The organism is Bradyrhizobium sp. SZCCHNS3016 (genome assembly GCF_032484535.1).
Classification (GTDB): domain Bacteria; phylum Pseudomonadota; class Alphaproteobacteria; order Rhizobiales; family Xanthobacteraceae; genus Bradyrhizobium.
Genome location: NZ_JAUETE010000005.1, coordinates 58,331 through 79,802 on the forward strand (window position 1 = coordinate 58,331; position 21,472 = coordinate 79,802).

At 66.4% G+C, this 21,472-nt stretch carries 20 protein-coding genes; 11 read left to right on the forward strand and 9 right to left on the reverse strand.

From position 1 onward, the window contains the following. Window positions 1–2 precede the first annotated feature (2 nt). Window positions 3–254, forward strand: a complete 252-nt coding sequence (locus QW881_RS12100; protein ID WP_315758980.1) for a hypothetical protein — start codon at window positions 3–5, stop codon at window positions 252–254. 76 nt (window positions 255–330) lie between these two features. On the opposite strand, the gene QW881_RS12105 is transcribed toward QW881_RS12100, so the two are convergent. After that, window positions 331–1,254 (reverse strand): AraC family transcriptional regulator, encoded by a 924-nt coding sequence (locus QW881_RS12105; RefSeq protein WP_315758981.1) that lies wholly within the window; start codon window positions 1,252–1,254, stop codon window positions 331–333. 377 nt (window positions 1,255–1,631) lie between these two features. Here QW881_RS12105 and QW881_RS12110 point away from each other — a divergent pair, with 377 nt between their 5' ends. From QW881_RS12110 to QW881_RS12125, 4 genes are all read left to right on the forward strand, one after another. Further along, entirely contained in the window at window positions 1,632–2,570 is a 939-nt protein-coding gene (locus QW881_RS12110; RefSeq protein ID WP_315758982.1) for an AraC family transcriptional regulator, read from the forward strand. Window positions 2,571–2,663: 93 nt separating this feature from the next. After that, a complete protein-coding gene (locus tag QW881_RS12115; RefSeq protein ID WP_315758983.1) occupies window positions 2,664–2,951 on the forward strand; it encodes a hypothetical protein in 288 nt (95 codons plus the stop codon). Between the two features lie 110 nt (window positions 2,952–3,061). Beyond that, window positions 3,062–4,267 (forward strand): NAD(P)/FAD-dependent oxidoreductase, encoded by a 1,206-nt coding sequence (locus tag QW881_RS12120; protein WP_315758984.1) that lies wholly within the window; start codon window positions 3,062–3,064, stop codon window positions 4,265–4,267. 197 nt (window positions 4,268–4,464) lie between these two features. Further along, window positions 4,465–5,382, forward strand: coding sequence for an MBL fold metallo-hydrolase (locus QW881_RS12125; RefSeq protein ID WP_315758985.1), 918 nt, complete (start codon window positions 4,465–4,467; stop codon window positions 5,380–5,382). A gap of 104 nt (window positions 5,383–5,486) precedes the next feature. Here the strand turns inward: QW881_RS12125 and QW881_RS12130 are convergent, their stop codons facing one another. Genes QW881_RS12130 through QW881_RS12140 form a run of 3 tightly spaced genes read right to left on the reverse strand, consistent with a single transcriptional unit; the run spans window position 5,487 to window position 7,539 of the window. Further along, complete coding sequence (locus QW881_RS12130; protein WP_315758986.1) at window positions 5,487–6,095, reverse strand: hypothetical protein; 609 nt, start codon at window positions 6,093–6,095, stop codon at window positions 5,487–5,489. Further along, complete coding sequence (locus QW881_RS12135) at window positions 6,092–6,763, reverse strand: hypothetical protein (protein ID WP_315737396.1); 672 nt, start codon at window positions 6,761–6,763, stop codon at window positions 6,092–6,094. The genes QW881_RS12130 and QW881_RS12135 overlap by 4 nt, the downstream gene beginning before the upstream one ends. Then, window positions 6,760–7,539: a MotA/TolQ/ExbB proton channel family protein gene (locus QW881_RS12140; RefSeq protein WP_315758988.1), complete on the reverse strand. Its 780-nt coding sequence runs from the start codon at window positions 7,537–7,539 to the stop codon at window positions 6,760–6,762. Before QW881_RS12140 ends, QW881_RS12135 begins: the two co-directional genes overlap by 4 nt. A gap of 194 nt (window positions 7,540–7,733) precedes the next feature. On the opposite strand from QW881_RS12140, the gene QW881_RS12145 reads away from it, so the two are divergent. Both QW881_RS12145 and QW881_RS12150 read left to right on the forward strand, forming a co-directional pair. Continuing rightward, complete coding sequence (locus QW881_RS12145; protein WP_315758989.1) at window positions 7,734–9,092, forward strand: histidine kinase; 1,359 nt, start codon at window positions 7,734–7,736, stop codon at window positions 9,090–9,092. A 10-nt stretch (window positions 9,093–9,102) separates the two neighbouring features. Further along, entirely contained in the window at window positions 9,103–9,750 is a 648-nt protein-coding gene (locus QW881_RS12150; protein WP_315758991.1) for a response regulator transcription factor, read from the forward strand. A gap of 213 nt (window positions 9,751–9,963) precedes the next feature. Here QW881_RS12150 and QW881_RS12155 read toward each other — a convergent pair whose 3' ends face one another. Further along, on the reverse strand, window positions 9,964–10,551 hold the full coding sequence (locus tag QW881_RS12155) for a TetR family transcriptional regulator (protein WP_315737392.1): 588 nt from the start codon (window positions 10,549–10,551) through the stop codon (window positions 9,964–9,966). Next, the gene (locus tag QW881_RS12160) at window positions 10,548–10,721 is read right to left on the reverse strand and encodes a hypothetical protein (RefSeq protein WP_315737391.1); all 174 of its coding nucleotides are present in this window, start codon (window positions 10,719–10,721) and stop codon (window positions 10,548–10,550) included. Before QW881_RS12160 ends, QW881_RS12155 begins: the two co-directional genes overlap by 4 nt. Before the next feature lie 280 nt (window positions 10,722–11,001). Here QW881_RS12160 and purB point away from each other — a divergent pair, with 280 nt between their 5' ends. Continuing rightward, entirely contained in the window at window positions 11,002–12,312 is a 1,311-nt protein-coding gene (gene purB / locus QW881_RS12165; protein WP_315758992.1) for an adenylosuccinate lyase, read from the forward strand. Between the two features lie 12 nt (window positions 12,313–12,324). Here the strand turns inward: purB and QW881_RS12170 are convergent, their stop codons facing one another. Next, a complete protein-coding gene (locus tag QW881_RS12170) occupies window positions 12,325–14,760 on the reverse strand; it encodes a DUF2235 domain-containing protein (protein ID WP_315758993.1) in 2,436 nt (811 codons plus the stop codon). A gap of 380 nt (window positions 14,761–15,140) precedes the next feature. On the opposite strand from QW881_RS12170, the gene QW881_RS12175 reads away from it, so the two are divergent. Then, complete coding sequence (locus tag QW881_RS12175; RefSeq protein ID WP_315758994.1) at window positions 15,141–15,674, forward strand: cytochrome b; 534 nt, start codon at window positions 15,141–15,143, stop codon at window positions 15,672–15,674. A 258-nt stretch (window positions 15,675–15,932) separates the two neighbouring features. On the opposite strand, the gene ftsH is transcribed toward QW881_RS12175, so the two are convergent. Together ftsH and QW881_RS12185 are read right to left on the reverse strand one after the other, a co-directional pair. After that, a complete protein-coding gene (gene ftsH / locus QW881_RS12180; protein WP_315758995.1) occupies window positions 15,933–17,780 on the reverse strand; it encodes an ATP-dependent zinc metalloprotease FtsH in 1,848 nt (615 codons plus the stop codon). A 66-nt stretch (window positions 17,781–17,846) separates the two neighbouring features. Beyond that, window positions 17,847–18,800, reverse strand: a complete 954-nt coding sequence (locus QW881_RS12185) for a lipid kinase (RefSeq protein WP_315758996.1) — start codon at window positions 18,798–18,800, stop codon at window positions 17,847–17,849. A 595-nt stretch (window positions 18,801–19,395) separates the two neighbouring features. Between QW881_RS12185 and QW881_RS12190 the strand changes: the two genes are divergently transcribed. Together QW881_RS12190 and QW881_RS12195 are read left to right on the forward strand one after the other, a co-directional pair. Beyond that, the gene (locus QW881_RS12190) at window positions 19,396–20,373 is read left to right on the forward strand and encodes a TerC family protein (protein ID WP_315758997.1); all 978 of its coding nucleotides are present in this window, start codon (window positions 19,396–19,398) and stop codon (window positions 20,371–20,373) included. Window positions 20,374–20,401: 28 nt separating this feature from the next. Next, window positions 20,402–21,355 (forward strand): exopolysaccharide biosynthesis protein, encoded by a 954-nt coding sequence (locus tag QW881_RS12195; RefSeq protein WP_315758999.1) that lies wholly within the window; start codon window positions 20,402–20,404, stop codon window positions 21,353–21,355. The last annotated feature ends 117 nt before the right edge of the window (window positions 21,356–21,472 follow it).

Below are 21,472 nucleotides of genomic sequence, written 5' to 3' on the forward strand. Positions count from 1 at the left end.
CCATGACCGACGGCATCAGCAAATCTCAGCGCGGCGGGAATTCAGCATATCTCAAGATGGGAGCGTGGTACGATCAGAAGACCGGTCACATCCACCTGACCATTCCCGGGACGAGCTGGTTTCATTCGACAGTCGCCAATGACCCTTCCAGTATCCGCGGCAACCCAAATCTTTACGCCAAACTAGCGCGCGCTCTCAAAGAAGCCGGTGTGCCAGGGCCTGATGTGGATGAACGGGAAGTCGCCCAAGTTTAACTTTGGTCCCTGAGATCAAGTGACTACATCCACCGGCAGCTCCGCGCCCCCCTCCCCGGAAGCTCACCTTCGGAGCTTAACCTTCTGCGCCATCCTGCGCCGCAGCGCGCCACCGGCCTGGGCTGGTGCCGGTCAGCGCCGAGAACACGCGCGTGAAGTGGCTCTGGTTGGCGAAGCCCGCTGACATGGCAATCTCGGAGAGCGAGAGGTGTCGCTGCGCCATCAGCTGCTTGGTGCGCTCGACCCGCTGGTGCAGCAGCCATTGGTGTGGCGGCCGGCCGGTCGAGATGCGGAAGGCGCGCGAGAAGTGGCTGACGGAGAGATCGAACTCCACTGCGATCTGCTGCAGTGAGAGCTTTCCGCCGAGTTCGGACTCCAACAGCTCGCACGCGCGCCTGACCTGCCAGGGAGCGAGGCCGCCGCGCGCCGGTTCAGCCTGCTGCAGCCCGCCATAGGTCGCGGCGACATGCGCCGTCAGCGCCAGCATCAGATGGTCGATGACGAGTTGGTTCGCCTCGTCCGGCCGGCGCAATGCCGCGAGAAACGTCGACCCGAGATGGCGGACGATCGCATCGTCGTGGCCGATGCCGGGCCGATAGGCGAGCTCGCCGAGCCGCGGCCTGCCTGCCTGTCGCGCCAGACCGTCCAGAGCGGAACGCGGCAGATAGAAGAACAGCGAGTGGAAGGGCTTGTCGATGACGTAGCGCGGGTCGCGCTTGAGATCGTAGAGATAGGTGGCGCCGGCGTGAATGTCACGCTTGGTCACGCAACGACCCTCCTCCCAGCACTCGCAGGCATCGAAATCGCGCAGCTTGAGGCTCACGAGATAGGCGTCTTCGGCCGGCATCGACTCCGACAGCCGCGGCTCGGGATCGTCGTTCCGCGTCTCGGTGACCGCGAGCTCGGCGCTGCGCAGCGATCGCGTGACGAGGCTCGGCGGTGCGTCTTTGAGATGCAGGAAACGTCCCACGCTTTGCGCGAAGGTCAGCGCCTGTGCCATGGATTGGGTCTCGGTTGTGAAGCGAAGCGGCGTCAGCGGCGGCGGCCGCCATTCGGTCCCGGATTATCCGCCATCGGCCGTCCCTGGTCCAGCTTTCGCCGGATGGAACCTTCGCGTGTCACGATCGGACGCCCCGGGCGCCAATGTATCTTCCCAAGCGAATTCAAGCCGATCGAAGCCTCGCCTTGCGCGCAGCACCGGTGTCGCGCCGACCTCATCAGCTTGTGAACAGTGCGCCGCCGGCGCGGCGCAGAATTCGGCAAAGCGCGATCGTTTCCGGAAAGACGCCGCGGCCCCGCACTGCCTAGAACCCGCGCCGACCATCTATCCGCATCGCGGTGCTGAGCACGATGGGTCTGGACCCGGAAAGCACTTTCATGCGCAACAGCTCGCACGCCGACTGGCCACGCGCGCCGGCCGCAAGGCCGGACAACCCCTCTCCCGCTCACGGGCGCGCCGCCGATGTCGAGATGGCGCGCGTGCTCAAGACGAAGCCGCTGCGCATGGCCTCCGATCCGCACAGCGGCGCCATCGCATTCTGGACCCACGAGCCGCTGCACGACGTCGTCGAGCCGATGGTCGACCATGTCCTCATGACCTATCCGGCCGGCTCGCAGCTATTGGAGCGGCGCACGGGGGGATCGATCGCCACCGGCACCGCGCATCCCGGCGTCGTGACGATCATTCCGGCCGGCTCCACGTCGCGCTGGGACATCCACCGTCCCATGCATGTCGTTCAGCTCTATCTGCCGCAGCGGACGCTGCTGCGCATCGCCGGCGAGGCCCTGGCGGACCGTCCCGGCGACCTCATCGAGCGCACCGCGCATCCCGACGCCATTACATCCCGCCTGCTGCTGAGCGCAGCCGACGCGCTCGACGGCAGCACCGCGCTGGACATGCTGTTCAGGCAGCAATTGACCGACCTGCTCGCCACCCGCCTGCTCGCTGCTCATACCGGCGCGCCAATGCCGCTACGACCAGCGGCAGGAGGCCTCTCGCCCACCGTGCTGCGCCGGTCGATCGAACGTCTGCGCTCGGACAGCGATGCCGATGTGTCGCTCGCAGCGCTGGCCGCCGACGCGGGCCTGTCGCGCTTTCATTTCTGCCGAGCATTCAAGGAGAGCACCGGGCTGTCGCCGCACGCCTGGCTGCGCCAGCACCGGCTCGAACAGGCAATGACCATGCTGCGCGACACCGATGAGCCGGTGGTCGGGATATCAGCGACGCTCGGCTATGCGTCGCAGACCGCCTTCGCGGCAGCGTTCAAGAAGCTCACCGGCGAGACGCCGAGCGATTGGCGCCGACGCACGCGTTGACCGCAATCGCGCGACAATGGCGGCAATCGCGCTGGGGCAGCCGGTCGTTCCCTCCGCTAGAGATTGCAAGGTCACAACGGACGGAGATAGACGATGAACTGTAAGCGTTTTGCGCATGCGCCGCGACGACAGGTGGTCTCGACCACGGTGATCTATGGACTATCGCTGAGCATGCACTTCATCTCGCCGATGGGCGACGAGGCGGCGGCGCAGGCCGTCCGAAGCAGCGAGCTCTTGCCATCAGCTGTGCTGGTCGAGCGGACATCGCTTGGCAGGCCGGCGCTGCCGGAGCTCCTGCACCAGGGGTCGCTGCCAAGCCCTCGCGCCTTCTGTAGCGAGCCCGCGCTGCTGGCCTCATTGCCGAACTGCGCCGCGTCCTAGGCGCCGGCGCCCCGCGTCACCTTTCGCGTCATTGATCGTTCCCGACTGTGCTCACGCCGAGTGGCGACGATGACGCGCGTGTTCGTCAACCAAACACAGGATCGATCCCCATGCGCCTCCTCATCATCGGTGCCGGTTTCGCCGGCATGTACGCCGCCCTCTCCGCCGCCCGCCTGCGCGACATCCAGGGCGCCTCGCCCAATCGGCTCGAGATCGCCCTCATCGCGCCGGAGCCGACGCTGGTGGTCCGGCCCAGGCTGTACGAGCCCAAGCCGGAGAGCATGACCGCGCCGCTGCGCGACGTGCTCGCCGCCATCGACGTGGACTACATCCAGGGCTGCGCCGAGACGATCGACGCGTCTCAGCGCAGAGTTCAGATCAGAAGCGCGGATGGTACGCGCGAATCGTTGGCCTATGACAGCCTCGTCATCGCCGCCGGCAGCCGCCTGTTCCGCCCGGATATCCCTGGTCTCGCCGAGCACGGCTTCAGCGTCGACGCGCTCGACGATGCCACGGCCCTCGACAGGCATCTGCACGCGCTCGCCCGCCAGCCCGCGACCAAGGCGCGCGACACGGTCGTCGTCGCCGGCGGCGGCTTCACCGGCATCGAGGCGGCCACCGAGCTGCCCGCGCGGCTCCGTGAGATCCTGGGCGATGGCGCCGCGCCGCGCGTCATCATCGTCGAGCGCAACGACCGCATCGCGCCCGACATGGGCGACGACGCCCGCCCCGTCATCGAAGAGGCGCTGCGCAAGCTCGGCATCGGGACGCGGCTCGGCGCAGGCGTCACTGCGCTCGATGCCTCCGGCGTGACCTTATCGACCGGGGAGCACATCGAGACCCAAACGGTGGTCTGGGCCGCCGGCCTGCGCGCCGCGCCGCTGACGATGCAGATCCCGGCCGAACGCGACAGATCCGGCCGCCTGCTGGTCGATCGCGATCTGCGCGTGCCCGGACTTGCGGGCATCTTCGTCGCCGGCGATGCCGCGCACGCGGCGTGCGACGATGCCGGCACCATTGCGCTGATGTCGTGCCAGCACGCCACGCGCATGGGCGCCTTTGCCGGAAACAACGCCGCGGCCGCGCTGCTGGGTATCAAGACCAAAGCCTATCACCAAAAGGCTTACGTCACCTGTCTCGATCTCGGCGAAGCCGGCGCTCTGTTCACGCGGGGCTGGGAGCGCAAGGTCGAGATGGTCGGCGACACCGCCAAGAACACCAAGCGCGAGATCAACACCGTCTGGATCTATCCGCCCCGCGCCGAGCGCGCCGCGGCCCTCGCATCCGCCGATCCGGAACGCGTGACCGACCTCTAGGCGCCGTCCGAGCGGCGACGTTGCGGCCGTCCTTCGAGACGCACGCCTGCGGCGTGCTCCTCAGGACGAGGCCTGAAGTCGCGGCGAGATTTCAATCCTCATGGTGAGGAGCGCCGGCAAGCGGCGCGTCTCGAACCATGAGGCCCTCGTCGGTACGGCCTACGACGCCGTGCCTCAACACACCCCAGGAGACGACCATGAATCTGCATAACCGATCGCACATCCCCGCAACGGCCCGCGACGAGCGCGTGCCGTCGCGCTACGCCCTTGATCTCGGCGACATCGAGGTGCTCGTGATCAGCGACGGCGTGCTGCCGCTGCCGACGGAGATGCTCGCCTACAACGCCGCGCCGGCCGCGCGCGCCGCCTGGCTGCACGACATGTACCTGCCGCAGGACGCGTTCGACTGGGCGCTGAATGCCGTCATGGTCCGCAGCGGCGGGCAGACCATCCTGATCGACGCCGGCCTCGGCTCCGATCCCGACCTGCATCTTCCCCGCGCGGGACAGTTGATCCGGCGCCTCGAGGCCGCCGGCATCGAGCTCGGGGCCGTCACCGATCTCGTGCTGACTCATCTGCACATGGACCATATCGGCGGGCTGCTGGTCGACGGCGTGAAGCAGCAGCTGCGCAAGGATCTGCGCATCCACGTCGCTGCGCGCGAGGTCGCGTTCTGGAAGCAGCCGGACTTCTCGCGCACCGCGATGCCGCCCGGCTTCCCGGACGCGCTGCGCGCGACTGCCACGCGCTTCCTGAACGAGTACGCGAGCCAGCTGCGGACCTTCGACGATCAGCACGAAGTGGCACCCGGCGTCGTCGCCCGCCGCACCGGCGGACACACGCCGGGACACAGCGTGGTCCGCGTCACCGGCGGCGACGATGCGCTGACATTCGCCGGCGATGCCGTGTTTGCCGTCGGCTTCGAGCAGCCCGAATGGTACAACGGTTTCGAGCACGATCCCGACGAGGCGGCGCGCGTGCGCATCCGCCTGCTGCGCGAGCTCGCCGCATCAGGCGAGATGCTGGTCGCCACCCATTTGCCCTTCCCCTCGATCGGCCGCGTCGCTGCCGACGGCGAGGTCTTCCGCTGGGTGCCGGCGATCTGGGACTATTGATCACGCTACGAGGTCGTTCCGGGGCGCGCGAATGCCCCGGAATGACGACCTCATGGGGACCGGCACGTATCTGAAGGGGTGTGGTCCCTGAAACTCAATAGCCCCTACTGCTCGTCCTTCGGCGGCATGCGCGGCGGCAGCAGTGGTGTGAACGAGACGCCGTCGCCGGCGTTCTTGGCGGCCTTGAACTCGCCGGTGGAGGGATCACCGCCGGCGGTCTCGATGATCGTCTTCGGCAGAATGTATTCGCGCGCGGCATCGATGACCCCGCCGTCGCCGGTGCCGAAATCGGCGGCGCGGCCGCCCTGCGGATGGCCGGCCGCGATCTGGTCGGCGGCGTGCTGGGCCTTGTCGGCAAGTGTGTCGCTGTAGGGGATACGGTAGGCGCGCGGCACGCCGCTCGGACGGTTGTCGTCGTCGAGCGCCTCGACCCACAGATAGACCGTGCCGGGATCGCCCTCGACGGAGTGCGGATCGACGATCCGCACCTGCAGCACCTTGAAGCTCCTCGGCAGCCGGTCGACGCTGGCCCAGCCGAGCAGGCCGCGGGCGCCGGCGAAGCTGCCGACATAGAACGCGCTGGTGATGACCACGGCGACCGCCTTGGCCTGCCAAGGCAGCCTTGCATAGACCAGCACCAGCAAGAGCAGCGCGCCGATCAGCGCGTAGCACACGGACAGCGTGACGATGACGGTCTGCAGATTGCTCGTCATGGCCTGAGCATCCTGACGCCGGTCTTGGGATCGATATCGGCGCCGTTGCGCCAATTGCTGCGGAACGTCTCCAAGAGCGATTTCGGCCGGCGCTGCACGTCGATCACCTTGCCCTCGGCATTGAGCTTGAAGCGCAGCGCCGTCTTCTCGTCGCCGGAATGGTCGAGCACGACCTTGTCGTCGAAGATCACCTGCGCGGTCGGGTTGAGCTTCTGCACCTTCACCGTGGCCTCGACCGGCGCGCCGCTGACGTTCTGGAAATGCGAAATGTTGACGGTGTATTCGCCGGCGACGATGCCTCTGACGGTGACAATCTCCTCGCGGATCGGGGACGGGATCTTCAAGCCGTTGACCAGGATGAAATCGTTGGCGCCGCCGCGGTCGTCGCGGTCGAGCGTGAGGAAGCCGGCCTCGCGATGCCGGTACCAGGCGATGTTGCCGACCGGGTCCTGCACGAACAGATCGAGATCGTCGGGATGGTTATCCGGCCAGTCCATCGTGATCAGGAATTCGGCCTTCGAGTCGACCTTGCCGTCCTTGGCATCCGGCGAGATCGCGAGCACCGCGATGAAGAAGAAGAACGCGACGATCTGCAGCGCCTTGAACAGCATCACGCTGAACGGGTCGAACTGCTCCTCGCGCGGATAGAGCCCGAAATCGTCCATCATGCGCCCTGCTCCGGCGCGCGATCCATCGCGCGCTCGAGCCGCGGCGTCACCCGCGTCTCGGTGAGCATGACCGCGTCCGAGAACACGCGCCCGGTCGCCGCATCCAGCATGTAGTACTGGATGCGCACCAGGATCGAGCCGACGAGGCCGGCGAGCGTCGTGTACATCGCCACCGCCATGCCGTCGCTCATCAGCCCCATCGACGATTTCATCGCCAGCTTATCGTTGACGTCGAGACCCGCGATCGGCGCCAGCATGATGATGAAGCCGATGATGGTGCCGAGCAGGCCGAGCTTCATCAGCGTGTCCGAGGCGAAGCCGCCGAAGCCGTTGGAGCCGCGCAGGCGGTCGGCGAGCGTCCGCAGCAGCAGCGTCTGGTCGAGGCGCCCTGCCCCTTGCGTTTGCGCCTTGGTGACGAGGCTGCGGATGTGGTTGGTGACGAGCCCTTTGGGAAGCAACTGCGCATCAGGTTCGAGCGCGCGCGCCGCATCGGGCCCGATCAGCACGGCGCGGCAGCGCCGCGCCGCATCCGCCTCGCGCGCGATCGCTCTGGTGCGCCAGAAGCAATGGCAGCACGTGGCGACGTAGAGCACGGCGATGACGCTGGAGATGTAGGTGCGGTCGGAGGCGACCATCAGGTGGAAATAGCCGTAGCGGGCGAGCACCGCGGCGGCGAATATCGTGAGACCGGTGAAGATCATCCAGAGCAGCAGCGGCCCGCGCTCGGCTGCGTCGCGCGCAGGTTCCACTCGTTCGGCACTGCTGACCACGCTCATGCATGAACTCCCGATGCGCGCCGTTTCGTTCGGCGCTTCGCAGAGGAGTTAAGCAGAGCGGCGGAACAGCGTCCAAAGACATCTGCCTCGAGGCTCTCGGGAAAATTTCCCAACCTGCCGCTTGCTGCAGTGCATTTGCTTGGCGGAGCACCATCCCATTGTTACGCTGCGGCAAAAGCCGTGGAGAGGATCGCATGCGTCTCGTGCTCCAGCTCATTGCGCGCCTCGCGCTGATCGTGCTGCTGTGTCTGGCCGCCGCGGCCGTATGGGTCACCGTCGACGCCTATCGCAGCGTCGACCGCGCCACCGCGGCATCGGCCGACCGTGTCTCCCAGGCGTTGGAGGCGCTGTATTGGCGCGAGCTGCTGCTCCGCGGCAACCGATCGCGCGAGCGGCTGCTGCCGCTGCCCGACTGGCGCACGACCGAGACCATGAAGCTGATCGCCCCTGGCATCTGCGTACAGTTCAAGCCCGAGGCGGCGTTCGAGAAGCCGCTGTGTGGCCAGAGCAAGGGCCTCGGCGCCGCGCCGCCGCGCTGGTTCTCAAGCGCCGTGGAAACCATCCTCGGCGATCACGCGGCGGTCGCGCAGCCGATCAGCGCGCGCGCCACCACGGCAGGAACCGTCTCGGCGATCGCCGATCCCGATGCGGCGATTCAGCTCGCCTGGCTGCGCATCCAGGACAGCTTTGGTGTGGCGCTGGCGATGGCGGTCGCGATCGGCGTGCTGGCCTCGCTGGCGATCGCCCATGCGCTGGCGCCGGCGCGCAGCATCGTCCAGGCGCTGCAGCGGATGGCCGAGGGCGACCACCGCCCCGCGCTGCCGCGCTTCCGCTCGATGGAGCTCGCCATGATCGGCCGCGCCGTCGGCGAGCTCGGCGACCGGCTGGCGCAGGCCAACGAGCAGCGCGCCGCGCTGACCGAGCGCCTGCTCGACATCCGCGACGAGGAGCGGCGGGCGCTGGCGCGCGAGCTGCACGACGAGTTCGGGCAGAACCTCACGGCGATCCTCGCCTTTGCCTCGACGATCGAGAGCGCCGGCAGCGGCCGCAACGATCAGGTCGCCCAGGATGCACGGATGATTACGCAGTCCGTCAGCCATCTGATGGCGTGCCTGCGCGGCACCTTGAGCCGGCTGCGCCGTCCGCTCACCGAGGAGCTCGGACTCGCCGCAGGCCTGATCGCGCTGACCGAGAACTATCAGCATGCCGCGCGGCCCGCGATCCGGCTCGACCTCCACGGCGACCTCGCCGACATCCAGGGCCCGGTCGCGGTCACCGCCTATCGGATGGCGCAGGAATGCCTGACCAACGCCCTGCGCCACACCAGTGCGAGCGAGGTGTCGTTGCGGGTCGAGCGCCGTCAGGGTCCAGACAGTGCGCTCGTGATCTCGGTCGAGGACGACGGCGGCGGCGATGCGACCCTGCTGGCGCAATCGAGCGGCTTCGGCCTGACCGGAATCCGCGAGCGCATCGCCGCGGTCGGCGGCTCGCTATCGATCGGACCGGCCGCGCGCGGGCTCAGCGTCTCCGCGACAATTCCACTGGCCGCCTGAGACAACCGGGATGCCCGAGCGCACAGGCATTTCGATCCTGCTGGTCGACGACCACCCGGTGGTCCGGCAAGGCTATCGCCGCGTGCTGGAGAGCCAGGACGGGTTTCGAGTCATCGCAGAGGCCGACAGCGCCGCGGCGGCCTATGGCGCGTTCAAGGCGCATGCGCCCGACGTGGTCGTGCTCGACATCTCGATGAAGGGTGCCAGCGGGCTGGAGGCGATCCGCAACATCCGCGCCCGCGACAACCGCGCCTGCATCCTCGTGTTCTCGATGCATGGCGAGGCGCCGCTGGTGAAGGCGGCGTTCGCCGCTGGCGCGAGCGGCTTCGTCACCAAAAGCAGCGAGCCGTCGGCGCTGGTCCGCGCCATCCGCATGGTCATCAACGGCGAGCGCGCGCTCAGCGACGACGTCGCCCACGTGCTGGCCGCTGACAGTCTCGATCCGCAGCAGACCGTGCTCGACCGGCTCGGCGAGCGTGAGATCGAAATCCTACGCCAGTTCGCGTCGGGCCTGACCACCGAGCAGATCGCCGCCAACCTGCACCTCAGCGTCAAGACGGTGCAGAACTATCATTATCTGGTGAAGGCCAAGACGGGATTGCAGACGGATGCGCAGCTCGTCCGGCTGGCGGTGACCAGCGGGCTGACGAATCTGTAGGCTGCCGTAGGGTGGGCAAAGGCGCTGCCGTGCTGTCGCCGCATGCGAGCCAGCAGTGGCGCCGTGCCCACCATCAAACTGATGAGTTCGCTGATCGACGGTGGGCACGGCGCGCGCGATCTCGGCCCAAGCCGATGTCGTGCAACGCGCCTTTGTCCACCCTACGAGCTGTGTGAACCCGCATGTCGCTGCGCTCATGCGGGCTAGGCGCGCCTAGCGCGCCTGAAGTCCACGGAGCAGCAGGGTCAGCACGGCATCGACCCGGGCCTGACAGGTGCACTCGCCCCACTCGTCGGCATGGGCGGGATGGTGAAAACTTCTCGTCGCGTCGAAGATCGCCGCGGCCGCGGTCTTGGGATCAGTGACGTGGAACGTCCCCTGCGCGACCCCCTCCGCGATCATGCCCTCTACCTGGGCGATCAGGTGCTGCTTGTGCGCCTTGACCACCGAGCACGCCTCGCGCGCCAGGGTGAGATAGGTCGCGAACATCTCCGGATCTTCACAGACCCGCTTCTGCTTGGCGCCGAACAGCTCGCGCAGCCAGCGCTCCAGCTTCGCCGGCGCGGGTCCCGGCTCGGCCGCGATCTGCGCCAGCGGCGCGCTGACCCGCTCGAGCCAGCGCCTGGCAACCGCCTCGCGCAGCGACGCCTTGCTGGGGAAGTGACGATAGACGGAGCCGTGGCTGACATCGAGCGCTCTCGCGACGTCGACGACCGTCGCTTTGGCGAGCCCGTAACGGCGCAACACGTCCTCGGTGACTTCGAGGATGCGCTCGGATGTCAGAACCACGGCCTCATTCATGCATGCACCATATCGGTGTCGGACGTATGCGCCTTGATCTGGATCGTCTCGGCCCGATCGGCGGACGACGGCGCGCGGAATTTGGCTGCCTGGGTCTCCAAGTGACGCGCGACCTGGTGATTCAGCCAGTCCTGAAATTGTGAGTGCAACAATCGCTTTTCAATCTTCATCGAAGCGGTCCTTCGCAGTTGAAACCGCTGAACCCATGGTCAGACAGTGCAAGTTGATCTTCAGCATGACAGCGGCAGAGACATACACCATCGCGCTGACAGATTTCAATATCTGTCAGCGCGATTTTTTTGAACGGTATCATAATCCACCTCGATCGCACCGGCCGAGCGGAAAGACCGCCGTTTGTGTCGATCCGGCCGCTCTGGTAAAGCGCGGCGTAAAATGCTGGCGCGGACGCCCGGTCCCGCCCACCTTCCCTCCCACCTCGGAGCGCCGTCGATGATCCCCCGCTATACCCGTCCCGAAATGGCCTCGATCTGGGAGCCGCAGACCCGGTTCAAGATCTGGTTCGAGATCGAGGCGCATGCGGCGGACGCGCTGGCGCAGCTCGGCGTGATTCCGAAGGACGCGGCCAAGACGATCTGGGCCAAAGCCAAGGACGCCACCTTCGACGTCGCCCGCATCGACGAGATCGAGCGCGAGACCAAGCACGACGTCATCGCCTTCCTGACCCATCTCGCCGAGATCGTCGGCCCCGAGGCGCGCTTCGTGCACCAGGGCATGACGTCATCGGACGTGCTCGACACCTGCCTCAACGTCCAGCTCACCCGCGCCGCCGACCTGCTGCTCGCCGATCTCGACCGCGTGCTGGCGGCGCTGAAGACGCGCGCCTTCGAGCACAAGATGACGCCGACCATCGGCCGCTCGCACGGCATCCATGCCGAGCCGGTGACGTTCGGCCTCAAGCTCGCTTATGCCTATGCGGAATTCTCCCGCGCGCGTGAGCGCCTGGTCGCCGCTCGGAAGGAGGTCGCGACCTGCGCGATTTCCGGCGCCGTCGGCACCTTCGCCCAGATCGATCCGCGGGTGGAGGAGCACGTCGCCAAGGCGATGGGCCTGTCGCCCGAGCCGATCTCCACCCAGGTGATTCCGCGTGACCGCCACGCGATGTTCTTTGCCACCCTCGGCGTGATCGCCTCCTCGGTCGAACGCTTTGCGACCGAAGTCCGCCACCTGCAGCGCACCGAGGTGCTGGAAGCCGAGGAATTCTTCTCGGAGGGACAGAAGGGCTCCTCCGCAATGCCGCACAAGCGCAACCCGGTGCTGTCGGAAAACCTCACCGGCCTCGCCCGCATGGTGCGCGCCTATGTGACGCCGGCGATGGAGAATGTCGTGCTCTGGCACGAGCGCGACATCTCGCATTCCTCGGTCGAGCGCATGATCGGTCCCGACGCCACCGTGACGCTCGACTTCGCGCTGGTGCGCCTCGCCGGCCTGGTCGAGAAGCTGCTGGTCTATCCCGCCAACATGGGAAAGAACCTCGACCGCCTCGGCGGCCTCGTGCACTCGCAGCGCGTGCTGATCGCGCTGACCCAGAAGGGGGCGAGCCGCGAGGACTCCTACAAGCTGGTCCAGCGCAACGCGATGCCGGTGTGGCGCGGCGAAGGCGACTTCCGCACTTTGCTCAAGGCGGACGCCGAGGTGAAGAAGTATCTCACCGACGCCGAGATCGACGAGCAATTCGACCTCGGCTACCACCTCAAGCACGTCGACACGATCTTCCGGCGCGTGTTCGGCAGCGCCGAGTGACGGCGCGCGCCGTTACAGCTTCTTCAGCGAGACGGCCGCATTGCCCTTGTTGTTGAAATAGAATCGATACAACAACCAAGGAAACAGGATGGAGGTGTCGTTGACGTAGACGAACACCTCCCCATCGCTGCGTGCGGTGAACTCGGCCGTCCAACGGCTACTGCCGGGTGCTTCGGGTCGGAAGGTGGGGAGATGCTCCTCCAATCCCGTGCTGCCCACCCGCACGATGGGCGCGAACCAGTTCGACCAGATCAGCCGCTTGAACGGCAGGCCCGGTAGCTGCGTCCAGGTCCCGTAACCAAAGCCGGCCGGGGATGCAGGGATGCTGCCGTCGCTCCATCCCTCTCCGACATCGAGCGTGATCTGATACGTCTCGTCCTGCGCCACGCTAAGCGCTGTCGGATAGCAATGGTGGCGCGTCTCGAACAACGGCCGGATACTTCCATTATGCCATGCTCCGATCTCTGTCTCGTTGACCTCGGTCGGCCTCAGTGTTGCCTTGCAGAACAGACCGGCCGTGTTGGCCGCGCCGAACGCCAACCACCAGAACAGCCAGAACATGATGCCGGTCGGGAAGATCCACGATTTCAGGACGTAGAAACCGGCGATGTACCAGCCCTGGCGTCGCAGCGAATAAACCGTCGCGCGCCAGCCGGTCACCGGCTTGTGCCGGGATGGATCGTTCCAGGCGATGCGTGCGGCGTCGCGGATCGTTCGCTGCAGTGAGGTGCCCCACGCCGTCAAGCCGAGCGCAGCGGCCACACCGACCACCAGCAACCCCGGCGAATCCCGAAACGCGACGAACCATGGGTCGAGAAATTTTGGCAAGAAGGCTGCCGCTCCGTTGACCAGCGGATTTACCAGCCCATGCAAGGGCTCATAAAGCACGCGCGGCCAATAGATGACGAAATATGGGATCGCCGCGACGAACAGCAGCGCGAACATGGTGGCGAAATAGACCACGCGGCGCAGCCAGACCCAATTCCAGACATCGTCCTGCACCCGCGTCCGCGCGTGCCCGCGATCGAGCGGATGCAGCGCATCGACCGGCGTATCGGTCTCATCCGTGACGCGGTAAGCGGCGGGTACGACCACCGGTGCATAGTGATCGGGACCCGACCCAATGCGTTCGAACACGGTGCGGTGGATGGTCGGCTTCACCGGCGGCAGAGGTGGCTGCGGCAGGCTCGGATGCAGATCGTCAGCAAGAAGCCCGGTCTGGGCCTTGAACGGCGAATGAAGCAGCCACTTGATGCGACTGACATCGTACCGGAGCGATAGCTTGTAGGGCGGCGCGTCATAGATCTCGCGCAGATTGCGCGGCTTGTAGCGGTAGTAGGCCGCAAGCCCCTTGCGCGAGTCGTTCAGCGTATCGAGCGGATCGATCTCGGGATCGTAGAGCAGCCTGCGCCGCCCGTCGAGATAGACGAGACCATAGGCCTGGGCGCGGTCGAGCATCCAATCGAGCGTCACATAGGAAAGGCCATCCTGCGGATAGCCGCCGCCGATGTCGGAATGCACGCCGGCAAACCACACCTGGCTGATGCGCTCGCGGTCACGTGGCGGCAGGTCGGTGCGCAGATGCGGCGGCGGGTCGGCGAGTTTCGCAGCTTCGCTGCGCGGATCGTGATCGATGCCGAACAGCCAGTCCTTCTTGTCACTCCGGCCCGGGACCGCATCGTCCCGTCCCCACACATAGCGCTCGTCCCAGATCACTGGGCGGAAGGCGTCACGCTCCTCCTCGATCGCGAGGGCGTGGCAGGCGCGATGGATCTTGGAATTCATGAACTGGTCCGGCATCGACAGCGGCCAGATCCAATAGTCGATGGCGCGCGTCATCTCCTCGATCGGCCCGCCATAGGCGTCAACGGTGTCCCAAATGCCGACGAAATGCACGCTCTCGACCTCGATCGCCGGCGGAGCCTCGGGCGCAACGCCCTGCAGCCTGCGCAGCAGCTTGATCCCCCCATCGCGCCATTTACGGAGGTCCAGGCCGATCTTGCCGAGATATCTGAGAAGTCCGGTGTTGTAGCGGCGACGATAGCGGCGATAGGCGTCCGCAGCGAAGCGCGCGAGGTCGGCCTCATTGTTGTTGTAAGCGACGAGGCCCTGCCCCGCGATCATCGCCGCCACGATGCGGATCGTGAACGCGCCGCGGCTGAAGCCGAAGCAGTAAATGCGGTCGCCCGGCTTGTAGTTGCGACAGCAGAAGCTGTAGATCGCAATCGCATTCCGCTTCAGGCCGAAGCCGAAGATGCCGCCGAGGGCTGCGAACAGCTTGAAGGAGGACGTTCCGACGCCATCGTCGTAGAAGGCGACTTGCCGGCGCGGATCGCGCAGGTCCAGCAGCTGGAACAGCCGCCAGACATTGGTCTTGAACACGGCCTTGGCGCTGTTGCCGGTCCCGTCCGACAACAGCACGATGTTCTTTGCAACAGGATTGGACACGAGGCCCCCCGACCAGAATGCCGGCAGGGAGATTGGTCCGCAATTGCAAGAAAATCAAGGCGCAATCCCTGCGCGAGCCTGCAGGACACCCGCTCAGTTCTCAGCACCGCCCGTCATCCGCAAGGCAACATCGTCGCCTGATCCGATGCAGACATCGAACGAGGGACGGCGTATCGAGCCCCCCGCAGGCCGGGTCGGCGCGCCCGAGGGATCACCGGAGGCGCGACTGACAGAGCGGCACGCATGGAATCACTCAAAAATGATCAGCAGATACCTTTGTGCGGTTGTCCGACATCTCGTCGTCGACCTCTGATCCTTCGACGCCGACCAGACGAGCGCCTATGCAGGTCGTCCTGCTCCCCCATCGACGAGACACCCACATGCCGACGACCTATGATCCTCTGCTGCGACGGATCCATTGGGCAACGGCGCTGCTGTTCATTGCAGCCATGCTGATCGGACTCTATTGCGGCCTGCAGCCGGCTGGGACATCGCCGCGGCGCGAGTTGCTGGAAATCCACAAGTCGCTCGGCGTCACGCTGTTTCTGCTCGCCATTCTCCGTCTGATCGTGCGGGCTCGCACGACGGCCCCGGCAGCTCCGGCCGCCTTCGGCCCGATCGTCCGCGCGCTGTCGCAGCTCAATCATTGGACGCTCTATGCGCTGCTTCTGGTCATGCCCGTCACCGGCTACATGTTCTCGTCGGCCGGCGGCTACTCGCTGCGCTACTTCTGGACGTTCAGCTGGCCGCGCCTGTTCGCCGGCGACAAGACGATCGCGCATGCCGGCGAGATCACGCACGACGCGCTGGCCTATGTGGTCTATCTCGTCGTCGGCCTGCACATCGCCGCCACGCTCTGGCATGAGTTCGTCAAGAAGGACGAGACATTGGCCCGGATGTGGCCGCGGCGGTGAGCGCGTAGCCCGGATGAGCGCAGCGACATCCGGGTTCATCGCAGGCAGCGTTGGAGACCCCGGATATCGCTCCGCTCATCCGGGCTACGAGGTCAACGCGCTGCGCCTTCGTAGGGTGGGCAAAGCAGTCGCCGTCAGGCGGCAGCGTGCCCACCGTCGTGCGGCAGAGCAAGCGATCAGATGGTGGGCACGGCGCCTTCACGATCTCGCTCGTAGAATGAGCACGGCTGCGCCTTTGCCCACCCTACACAGCACCAACTACATCGGCTTCGCCGCCGCAACCAGATCGCCGGCGCGCTGGTCCTGTTTCATCAGCGAGGCCAGCTCGGTCTCGTCGAGCGTCTCCTTGACCAGCAGGCGGCGCGCGGCGCGCTCCAGTACGTCGCGCTTGTCCTGCAGCAGCTTGCGGGTGCGCTCCAGCGCTGATGTCACGATCGCACGCACCTCGGCGTCGATCGCATCCCCTGCGGCCTCGCCATACTCGGCGCTGCGTGAGACGCCCGGCGCAAGAAACGACTGGTTGTCGCGCTCGTAGGCGACCGAGCCCAACTGCTCCGACATGCCGTAGCGGGTCACCATCGAGCGCGCGATGTCGGTGACGCGGCGCAGATCGTCGGCGGCGCCCGTCGACAGATGGCCGTAGACCACGAGCTCCGCGGCGCGGCCGCCGAGCAGCACCGCCATCTTGTTCTCCAGCTCCTCGCGCGTCATCAGGAAGCGATCTTCGGTCGGACGCTGGATGGTATAGCCGAGCGCGCCGACGCCGCGCGGAATGATCGAGACCTTGTGCACGGGATCGGTGCCCGGCAGACTCATCGCAACGATCGCATGCCCCATCTCGTGATAGGCGACGATCTCGCGCTCCTTCGGATTGAGCAGCCGGTTGCGCTTCTCCAGGCCGGCGACGATGCGCTCGATCGCGTTGTTGAAGTCGTCGAGCCTGACCTCGTCGCCGCCGCGCCGCGTTGCCAGCAAGGTCGCCTCGTTGACGAGGTTGGCGAGATCGGCGCCGGTGAAGCCCGGCGTCAGCGCGGCCACCTTCTCCGGATCGACGTCGGCGGCGAGCTTGGCCTTTTTCAGATGCACCTGCAGGATCTGGATGCGGCCCGGCTTGTCGGGCCGGTCGACCAGCACCTGGCGGTCGAAGCGGCCGGCGCGCAGCAGCGCCGGATCGAGAATCTCCGGCCGGTTGGTCGCCGCGAGCAGCACGAGACCGGTCGAGGAATCGAAGCCGTCGAGCTCGACCAGCAACTGGTTCAGGGTCTGCTCCTTCTCGTCATGGCCGCCGGCGAACGGGCCCATGCCGCGGGCGCGGCCGAGCGCATCGAGCTCGTCGATGAAGATGATCGCGGGCGCCTTGGCGCGGGCCTGCTCGAACAAGTCGCGCACGCGCGCCGCACCGACGCCGACGAACATCTCGACGAATTCCGAGCCCGAGATCGAGAAGAATGGCACGCCGGCCTCGCCCGCGACCGCCTTGGCGAGCAGCGTCTTGCCGGTGCCGGGCGGGCCGACCAGCAGCACGCCCTTGGGCATGCGGCCGCCGAGCCGGCCATAGGATTTCGGATCCTTCAGGAACGAGACGATCTCGCGCAGTTCGTCCTTGGCCTCGTCGACGCCGGCAACGTCGTCGAAGCGAACGCCCGTGTTGGATTCGACGTAGACCTTGGCCTTGCTCTTGCCGATCTGCATCAGGCCGCCGCCGAGCCCGCCCGCGCCGCCCATCATCCGGCGCGACAGCCAGTACCAGACGCCGAAGAACAGCGCGATCGGCATCACCAGCGAGAGAATGTCGCCGAGAATGTTGCTCTCGACGCGGCCGGTGAAGGTGACGTTGGCCTTGCTGAGCTCCTTGGCGAACTCCTGGTCGACGCGCGTCGTCGCGAAGCGCGACTGGCCGCTGGGCAGCGGCTCCTTCAGCGTGCCTTCCAGGTAGTTCTCGGAGACGCCGACCTCCTTCACCTTGCCGGCTGCGAGCAGGTCCTGGAATTGACTGTAGGGAATGACGGCGACCTGGCGATAGCTCGTCCACGCATTGTGGATCATCATCGCGACGAAGATCGCGACGATCGCGTACCAGAGATTGAAGCGGGTCTGCTTGGTCATGGGTCTCTCAATTGGGTGATCAGTCGAAAACGAGTGTCCGCAAACGGCGGATCAAGCGGCCGCGCGTCAGGTCCGGTCCTGCGCTGCGACCTCGGGCACGAACACCGTGACCGCACGCGGCAGCACGGAGAAGCGCGCCGGCGTGAAGGTGACGAGCTCGCCATCGGCATTGATCCGGCGCGGACGGCGCGTGCGGATCTCGAACGATGTATCACGCGAGGCCCGCACCTCCTGCCACAGGCCGTGGCGGCCCTTGCGGAAGTCATAGGCCATCGCCAACAGCTTCCAGATGCGGCCGATCTCCAGCGAATACAGATCGAGATGGGAATCGTCGATCTCGGCGCGGTGATCGACCGCCATGCCGCCGCCGTAGTAGCGGCCATTGCCGACCGCGATCTGCAGCGTCTTCACCCGCACCGCGCCGTCGGACGATACGATCATCGCGCGGAACGGCCGTGCATTGGTCAGCACCTTCAGCGCCGTGAGCGCATAGCCGAGCCGGCCGAACCTCCGCTTGGTTTCCTTGGTCAGCTGCCGCGCGAGGTCGGCGCTCAAGCCGAGGCTTGCGACGTTGAAGAATGGATGACCATTGACCTCGCCGAGATCGATCTGGCGGCGGTGGCCGGCGGCGATCACGTCGACTGCGGCCTCCATGTCATCAGGCAGGCCGAGCGTGCGGGCAAGGTCATTGGCGGTGCCGGCTGGAATAATGCCGAGCGGCAGGCCGGTCCTGACCAGTGCGGGCGCAGCCGCGTTCAGGCTGCCGTCCCCCCCGGCGACGACGACCGCCTCCGCATCGTCGGCATGGGCTTCGATCCACGGCGCCACTTCGCGCGGACTATGCGGCGCCGAGATCACGAGATCATAGCCGGCCGCACTCAGCCGCGACACGGCAATGCCCGCGGCCTCGCCGCCGGAGCGGCTGCCGCGGTTGATGATCATCAAGAGACGGCGCGTTGCGACGGCCGAGCGCGACGGCGGCGCCTTCGCGATCGATATCTGGTCACCCCCCGTGGTCACGATTGTCTCCCGTACACGAGATGCCCGTGCGCCGCAGCGCACAGGTTCCATACAAAGTGGCGAGCAGGCGCTCCGGTTCCATCACGATCACCGCCGCCATCCGAGGGATTGCGGGAGGTATGAGCGGGGTCATGATTGTTGGGGTGGTGATGTGGGGAGGCGAGAGCCCCAAGGGCTTGATCGCAACAAGGGCTGATAGCAACAAGCGACGCGTGTGGCCGCATCTGGTCAAACTCCTCAGGAGCGCTCCGAAGCGCGCAATACCGCCAGCGGGATCACTGCCAGCGGCATCGGTCATAAAAGAGAGTCCGACATCATAGTCGCATGGACTATCAGAGGGGCCCGGATCTCCGGCCCTCTGGAATTAGTTTGCAGCCGCACGCCCGCAAGACGGCTGCCGCGGCAGCAGACACTCTGTCGCACCTCCACGTTCATCTTGCTGAACGTGGACGCAAGGGGCTGGCTCTTGAAAACCGATCGGGACACACATACGTCCGTTCCCTACCCCTGGTCCGGGCCCCTCTGGTGAAGCTGCCGGTGCGCTCACGATGTCGGACCTGACATCAATTTCACCGGCTAGATAAGAGGACCCGTCGTGGAATTCCTGCTCATCGCGTTTGCCGGCAAGCCCGTCTGGATGTGGCTCGCCTTCCTTGCAATCGTGCTCGCCCTCCTCGTCTTCGATCTCGGCGTCCTCCATCGCAAGACGCGCGAGATCTCGGTGCGCGAGAGCCTCGTCATGAGCGCCATCTACATCATGCTCGCCCTGGTCTTCGGCGGCTGGGTATGGTGGCAGCTCGGCGGCGAGGCCGGCACCGCCTATCTCACCGCGTTCGCGATCGAGAAGGCGCTGGCGATGGACAACGTCTTCGTCATCGCCATGATCTTCAGCTACTTTTCGATCCCGCGCGCCTATCAGCACCGCGTGCTGTTCTGGGGCATCGTCGGCGTCATCGTGCTGCGCGCGATCACGATCGGCCTTGGCGCCGTGATCGTCGCCCAGGCGAGCTGGGTGCTGTATCTGTTCGCGCTGTTCCTGGTCGCGACCGGCATCAAGATGCTGGTGTTCAAGGACAAGCCGCACGACATCGGCTCCAACCCGGCGCTGGCCTGGGTGCGCCGTCGCTTCGACGTCACCGACCGCCTGCACGAGGAGCGTTTCTTCGTTCGCCAGCCGGATGGAAGCGGCAGGCCGACCTGGTTCATGACGCCGCTGTTCCTGGCGCTGATCCTGATCGAGTTCGCCGACGTCGTCTTCGCCGTCGACTCCGTGCCCGCGATCTTCGCGATCTCGACCGACCCGTTCGTGGTCTACACCTCGAACATCTTCGCGATCCTCGGCCTGCGCGCGCTCTATTTCGCGCTTGCCGCGATGGTCGATCGCTTCCAGTATTTGAAGCTGGCGCTGGCGGCAGTGCTGATCTTCATCGGCTCGAAGATCTTCCTTGCCGACCTGCTCGGGCTCGAGAAGTTTCCGCCCGCCCTCTCGCTCGGCATCACCTTCGGTCTGCTCGGCGCGGGTATCGCCTATTCGCTGTGGAAGACGCGGCCTGCCGTCGAGCAGATGAAGTGACGCAGGCCAGAGGACATGAGGTTGCCGCGTGGTGATGAATGATGTCGCATCCAACGATGAGGACTCGTCGGCGCCGCGCCGTCACAACGGGCCGATCAGCCGCCGGCTGCTCGCGATCGCCCGCACGGTGCGGTCCGAGGAGCCGTCCATCGGCGAATTGTTCGACCGGCTGGAGTCGGAAGGTCTCGGCCTGACGTTGCTGCTGCTGACCTTGCCGGCGTTGATCCCATTGCCCGGCCCGTTCGGCATGGTGTTCGGCACCTTGGTGGCTCTCGTCGCACTGCAGATCCTGCTCGGCGCCGAGCGGCTATGGCTGCCCGAGCCGCTGCGCCGCCGGCCGGTGCCGCAGCGGCTGCTGCGCAAGGTGATCCGTGCCGGACTCGATTGGGCGGGCTTTGCCGAGCGCGGCCTGCGTGAGGACCGGCTGGTCTGGCTGACCGGCCGGCCGGCGCGGATGCTGCTCGCGCTGCCGCTGCTGCTGATGGCCGTCACCATCATCCTTCCGATCCCCATGGGCAACGTGATGCCGGCGCTGGCGCTGATCGCCGCCTCGATCGGCTTCATGGCCGGCGACGGGCTCGCAGTCCTGCTGTCGATCCTGATTGCGATGGCCGCGGTCGTGTGGACGGCGGTTCTGCTCTATACGGGTGCCGCGGCCGCCGATTATGCCGCAACTCTCCTGGCACGCTTTGCGGTACGTCTGCGGGCCATGCTGGAGAGCGTCGGTGTCGATCTCGGCTTTGCCGCCGGCGTAACGACCGTGTTTGCGGTCGCAACGGGCATCGCCGCGCTTGCCTTCTGGGTGCAGGCGGTGCGCCACCGGCGCAGCCGGCGCATATCCTTCGATCCGGCGCAGGATCCGCGCGAACGCTCCCGCGCGCTGGCGCGACGCGGCCGCGGCCTCGTGGCCGCCGCGAGCATTGCGACCACCGCAGCCGCCGTCTTCATCGCCACGCGTTTCATGCTGACCGGCTCGATCTGAGTTCCCGCTGTGGCAGCGCGGCCGCGCGACGGAGCATTGCGCGGCTACGAGGGACATATCTTCGTGAGCGCCCGCCGGCCGCAAGCGCGAGCACTTGTCATTGAAGTAGCAACAAAA